The organism is Serratia sp. (in: enterobacteria), from assembly GCF_046715635.1.
Classification (GTDB): domain Bacteria; phylum Pseudomonadota; class Gammaproteobacteria; order Enterobacterales; family Enterobacteriaceae; genus Chania.
The window spans coordinates 1-4475 of record NZ_JBKJYW010000516.1; the positions used below are offsets into that span (position 1 = coordinate 1).

The window sequence follows — 4475 nt, forward strand, 5'->3', positions numbered from 1 at the left end:
ACCCACTGCCAGATCGACCACGTTGCCACGCATGGCAAATTCGCGGAACTCTTTTAACATACCCATCAGAACACCCCTCAAAAAATTAGTAACGCAATTTTAACAAAGCAATTCCCCTTTGACACAATCAGTATAGGAAAATTTTTGGTTTTTCCTAATTCTCGACTTCGGATGTGTCAAAGAACCATTCGCATGATTTAAGTATCTATAAGAAGAACGGGCTTGGTTGGAACAGGCGCTCAACGTCTGGCACAAATTTCTTATCGGTAATAAACATGATCACATGGTCGCCTTGTTGGATCCGGCTGTTGCCGTTGGCAATGATCACATCATCACCACGTACAATCGCGCCAATGGTGGTACCTGGCGGCAATTTAATCTCTTCCACCATCCTGCCAACGACCTTGGAGGTGCTTTCATCGCCATGGGCAATCGCTTCAATGGCTTCGGCAACGCCACGGCGCAGTGAAGAGACGCTGACAATATCGGCTTTACGTACGTGGCCCAACAGTGCGGAGATGGTGGCCTGCTGCGGCGAAATAGCGATATCAATCACGCTACCCTGAACCAGATCGACATAGGCACGGCGCTGGATCAATACCATGACCTTCTTGGCTCCCATGCGCTTGGCCAGCATGGCAGACATGATATTGGCTTCGTCATCGTTGGTGATGGCAATAAACACATCCACCTGCTCAACATGCTCTTCGGCCAACAGTTCCTGATCGGAGGCATCGCCGTAAAATACGATAGTATCGTGCAACTGCTCTGCCAGTTCGGCGGCACGTTGCTGATTTTTCTCAATCAGCTTCACGTTGTACGATTTTTCTAACCGATGTGCCAAGCCGGCACCCACATTACCGCCGCCGACGATCATGATGCGTTTGTAGGGTTTTTCAAGCCGTTGCAGCTCACTCATTACTGCGCGGATATGCTGCGATGCGGCAACGAAGAACACCTCATCGCCTGCTTCGATAATGGTAGAGCCTTGTGGGCGGATCGGGCGGTCATGGCGGAAAATCGCCGCCACGCGAGTATCGATATGTGGCATATGCTCGCGCATGGCAGACAAGGCATTCCCCACCAGGGGGCCGCCATAATAGGCCTTCACTGCGGCGATGCTGACCTTGCCATCGGCAAAGTTCACCACCTGCAAGGCGCCAGGGTATTCGATCAGCTTATAGATATAATCGATAACCAACTGCTCCGGTGAGATCAGGTGGTCGATGGGTACTGCATCCGGATGGAATAACTTTTCGGACTCACGGATATAATCCGGCGCCCGAATCCGTGCAATACGATTAGGGGTGTTAAACAGGGTATAAGCGATCTGACAGGCGACCATATTGGTTTCGTCAGAGTTGGTGACGGCAACCAGCATATCGGCATCTTCGGCACCGGCTTCACGTAATACGCGCGGATGGGATCCGTGCCCTTGGACGACGCGCAGGTCAAACTTGTCCTGCAATTGACGTAGGCGCCCGGTATCGGTGTCGACCACCGTGATATCGTTATTTTCACCCACCAGGTTTTCAGCGAGTGTTCCGCCAACTTGTCCTGCGCCAAGAATAATTATTTTCATCGATTTCTCTGCTCGATCTGCGACGGCCGTGGCCGATAGTTGAGAACGCCCGCAGGCGCTCCCTGAACAGTTATATTTTAATCAGCTTAGCGTAAAAGAAACCATCGCCATCCTCAGGATGAGGTAGATTCTGTTTGCCTGGTGATTGTGCATCGCCGGTTTCAACCAGCTTGGCATCGCCGTGACGTTGCAGGAACGCGGCTATCTGCTCGCTATTTTCCTGCGGCAGAATGGAGCAGGTTGCATAAACCATTACGCCGCCGGGTTTCAGACGTGGCCAGATGGCTTCCAGAATTTCACGCTGTAAAGCGGCCAGTTCGGCGATATCGCTGTCGCGACGCAGCCATTTGATATCCGGGTGGCGGCGAATAACACCGGTGGCGGAACAAGGGGCATCTAACAGGATGCGATCGAACTGTTGGTCAGCGCACCATTCCTGCGGGGTACGGCCATCTCCCTGGCGAACTTCTGCATGTTGGCGTAGGCGCTGCAGGTTTTCTTTCACCCGGCTTAAACGCTGTTCGTCGATATCCACGGCCAGCACGTGAGCTTTGGGAGCGGCTTCCAGAATATGAGTAGTTTTGCCGCCGGGGGCTGCGCAAAGATCGAGGATCTGTTCGCCGTTTTGCGGATCCAGCAGATCAACGCAACCTTGAGCGGAGGCGTCTTGTACCGTTACCCAGCCCTCGGAGAAACCGGGCAAGTCCGTTACTGGGCACGGGGCCAGCAAGCGCACTGCGTCGCGATACTCCGCATGAGGCTCGGCGGTAATACCGGCCTGCTGCATAAGCTGCAGATAATCTTCACGGGTATGGTGCAGACGATTGACGCGCAGCCACATTGGCGGCTTCTGATTATTGGCATCAACGATCTGCTCCCACTGTGCTGGATAAGCCAGTTTGATGCGTTTAAGCAACCAGCTAGGGTGCAGATAGCGGCTTTCGTTATTGGCTGCACGTGCCAGCAGTTCTTCTTGCTGGCGTTGGAACTGGCGCAGTACACCGTTAATCAATCCTTTCAGCTGTGGGCGCTTCAAGGCGACCGCGCCTTCAACCGTTTCGGCTAACACCGCGTGCGGTGGAATACGGGTATACAGCAACTGATACAGGCCAACCATCAGCAAATAGTGCAGTGGGCGCTGTTTGCCGGTCATAGGCTTTGCCATCAACTGCTGGATGCACCATTCGAGCTGCGGCAGCACCCGCAGCGTACCAAAGCAGAGTTCCTGCAATAGCCCACGGTCTTTGTCAGAAATATTCTTTTGTAATGCGGGCAAAATGGTGCTGAGCGACTGCCCTTGATCCAGTACCTGGCCGATGGCCTTGGCAGCAATGCTTCGGAGATTGTAATTGTTTTTCATAGGCTAAGGCGGATTACGATCGGCATTAAGAAACGAACAGCCCGGCAACAATGGCCGGGCTATGGGAGTGGTTTATAACCGGTTACCCGGCGTGAACCATTCGCGGCGAGAATTCAGTAAATCTTGTGCCGACATCGGTTTTTTACCGGCAGGCTGGAGCTGCGTGAGGTTGAGAATACCTTGCGCGGTAGCCACCTGAATGCCGTGCTTGTCGGTGTGCACGATAGTACCCGGTTCTGCGTTGGCGGTTTCCGCCAGCACGGTTGCCTGCCAGACCTTCACCGGTTGATCGTCGATGGTGAAATAGCTGATTGGCCAAGGGTTAAAAGCACGAATACAGCGTTCCAACTGTTCGGCGGAAAGGCTCCAGTCCAGGCGTGCCTCTTCTTTGCTCAGCTTTTCTGCGTAGGTCACCAGCGCTTCGTCTTGAACTTCGCGCTGCACCGTACCCGCCGCCAATTGCTGCAAGGTGAGCAGCAGCCCTTGTGGCCCCAGCTCCGCCAGCTTGTTGTAAAGGCTGGCACTGGTATCAGTGGCTTCGATCGGGCAAGCGATCTTGTGCATCATGTCGCCGGTATCGAGACCTACGTCCATTTGCATGATGGTTACGCCAGTTTCGCTATCGCCAGCCCACAAAGCGCGTTGGATCGGTGCCGCACCACGCCAGCGTGGCAGCAGAGAGCCATGGACGTTGATACAGCCCAGGCGCGGCATATCCAGCACGGCTTTCGGCAGGATCAGGCCATAGGCGACCACCACCATCACGTCCGCATTCAGATCGGCAACCAGGTGCTGATTCTCTTGCGGGCGCAGTGACTTAGGCTGGAAAACGGGGATTTGATGCTGTTCGGCCAGCACCTTGACCGGGCTTGGCGTCAGTTTGTTACCGCGGCCTGCGGGGCGATCGGGCTGGGTGAAGACGCCGACCACCTGATGCCCAGATGACAACAGCGCGTCTAGGTGACGCGCTGCAAAGTCTGGGGTTCCGGCAAAAATAATCCGTAAAGAGTCAGACACGTTGATTTCCTGATCGGTTATGCGCGAGCTTCAAGCTTGGCCATTTTTTCCAGTTTCTGACGGATACGTTGGCGTTTCAACGGCGACAGGTAATCGACAAACAGTTTGCCAACCAGATGATCCATTTCGTGCTGGATACAGATTGCCAGCAGGTCATCGGCCTCAAGCTCAAAAGGTTGTCCTTCACGATTGAGGGCGCGGATCTTCACTTTCTCTGCGCGTGGCACCAGGGCGCGTTGCTCAGGGATGGAAAGGCAGCCTTCTTCGATACCGGTTTCACCGCTTTTTTCCAGCAGTTCCGGGTTGATCAACACTAGGCGTTGATCGCGGTTTTCAGAAACGTCGATGACGATAATGCGCTGATGAATATCGACCTGTGTCGCAGCCAGGCCAATGCCTTCCTCTGCGTACATGGTTTCAAACATATCATCCACGATGCGCTGGACATCTGCATTGACTTCTTTTACCGGGGCCGCAATTTTGCGTAGCCGCTCGTCTGGGAAATGTAATACCTGC

Annotated in this window: 5 protein-coding genes; all 5 read right to left on the bottom strand. The window is 54.0% G+C overall.

Annotated elements, in window-relative coordinates:
- The coding region (locus ACLQ7H_RS26770; protein ID WP_411755290.1) for an MscL family protein at positions 1 to 66 on the bottom strand (66 nt) is incomplete at its 3' end.
- A gap of 139 nt (positions 67 to 205) precedes the next feature.
- Positions 206 to 1582 carry a Trk system potassium transporter TrkA gene (gene trkA, locus ACLQ7H_RS26775; protein ID WP_411755286.1) on the bottom strand — a complete coding sequence of 459 codons (1377 nt, stop codon included), beginning with the start codon at positions 1580 to 1582 and terminating at the stop codon, positions 206 to 208.
- A 70-nt stretch (positions 1583 to 1652) separates the two neighbouring features.
- Positions 1653 to 2942 carry a 16S rRNA (cytosine(967)-C(5))-methyltransferase RsmB gene (gene rsmB / locus ACLQ7H_RS26780; RefSeq protein WP_411755287.1) on the bottom strand — a complete coding sequence of 430 codons (1290 nt, stop codon included), beginning with the start codon at positions 2940 to 2942 and terminating at the stop codon, positions 1653 to 1655.
- Between the two features lie 72 nt (positions 2943 to 3014).
- Positions 3015 to 3959 (bottom strand): methionyl-tRNA formyltransferase, encoded by a 945-nt coding sequence (gene fmt / locus ACLQ7H_RS26785; protein WP_411755288.1) that lies wholly within the window; start codon positions 3957 to 3959, stop codon positions 3015 to 3017.
- A 17-nt stretch (positions 3960 to 3976) separates the two neighbouring features.
- Positions 3977 to 4475: peptide deformylase (gene def, locus ACLQ7H_RS26790; RefSeq protein WP_411755289.1), on the bottom strand; the 499-nt coding region annotated here is incomplete at its 5' end.

Excerpts from the sequence above, each read along its gene's own strand:
- rsmB (WP_411755287.1), bottom strand. The coding sequence starts at position 2,942 with ATGAAAAACAATTACAATCTCCGAAGCATTGCTGCCAAGGCCATCGGC.
- trkA (WP_411755286.1), bottom strand. The coding sequence starts at position 1,582 with ATGAAAATAATTATTCTTGGCGCAGGACAAGTTGGCGGAACACTCGCT.